Source organism: Cellulomonas septica, assembly GCF_012396155.1.
Classification (GTDB): domain Bacteria; phylum Actinomycetota; class Actinomycetes; order Actinomycetales; family Cellulomonadaceae; genus Cellulomonas; species Cellulomonas septica.
On the sequence record NZ_JAAXOY010000838.1, the window covers coordinates 1 to 1253 of the forward strand.

Annotated in this window: 1 protein-coding gene; it reads right to left on the minus strand. The window is 76.6% G+C overall.

All coding sequences use genetic code 11. The annotated features are described in order from the left end of the window. Positions 1 to 266: 266 nt before the first annotated feature. A partial coding sequence (locus HGA02_RS19645) for a DUF3048 domain-containing protein (RefSeq protein ID WP_210728838.1) occupies positions 267 to 1253 on the minus strand: 987 nt, incomplete at its 5' end.

Sequence of the window (1253 nt, forward strand, 5' to 3'; positions counted from 1 at the left end):
CGAGCGCGAGCACCGCGCCGACCAGCGGCAGGCCCCACCGCAGCGTCGCGCGCCCGCGTCGCCGGTGCCCGGCCGTCGTGCCCCGCGTCGTCGTGCCCTGCGTCGTCCTCGTCACGCGGACCACTGTGTCACGGCGCGTCGCGGACGTTCCTGAGCGCGGCGGGCGTGCCCCGCACTCGGTCCGACGATCGCCCGGGCGGCGCACCCGACCGCGCGCCGGCGGCGGCAGGCCTCAGGAGACGGTGACCGTCAGGAGACGGTGACGGTCAGGAGACGGTGACGCTGCCCGACGACGCCGGGACGAGCTCGACCCAGGTCACGCCCGGGGCCAGCGTGACCGGCGAGCCGTCCGGGCCCGTCAGGGTGAGCACGGCGTCCGTCGCGGGCTTCGACCACGTCACCTCGAGCGCCTTGCCGCCGCTGACGACCGTGCCCGTGCCGGTGCCGACCAGCACCGTCTCCGGCACGGGGTTCCCGGCGGGGTCCTTGGTGCCCGAGTCGACGAGCTGGACCCGCAGCGCGACGACGTTGCGTGCGGCGAGGCGCGTCCCCGACCGGGCCGTCGCGGGCGTGTCGCCCTCGGACCGCAGCCACGTGCCGCTCGCGGTGTCGAACGCCCACCGCGGGCGCGAGTAGCCCGACAGCCGGAGGTCGAGCAGCGTCGCGGGCGTCCCGGCGGTCAGCACCGTCGACTGGTCCGCGCGGCGCGCGAACGCGAACTGCGCGGGCGGCGACGCGCTGTGCCCCGCGTCGGCGTTCTCCCACCACGTGGCGGGCGTGCCGTAGACGTTGTGCGGCGCGGGCATCACGCCCTTCTTGCGGTAGAAGCCCGCCGCGCCGCCGTCCTGGCTCATGAGCTGCACGCCGGACTGCCCGAGCTCGCGCACGAACGCCTGCTGACCGCCCGAGAACGCGACGATCCCGTGCAGGGGGGCCGCGATCGCGGGGTCCATCGGGCGGATCGAGCGGACCGGGCCGACCTCGGCCGGGACCTGCGAGTGGAAGACGGCGACGAACCGGGTGATGCCGCCCTCGACGACCTGCTCCCAGACGACGTCCGCCTGGTCGAGCCCCGTCTGCGGGCGGACCTCGCGCGGGTTCTCGATCTTCACCGCGATCGCCGGCCGGTCGACCACCGCGTCCGCGGCCTCGCCCGTGAGCGGCCAGCGCGGCGGCACGACGACCGCGGGCGGGGCGGCCTTGGCCACCTCGACGGCCGGCTCCTGCGTGAGCGTCGTGCGCTCGGGCTGGCT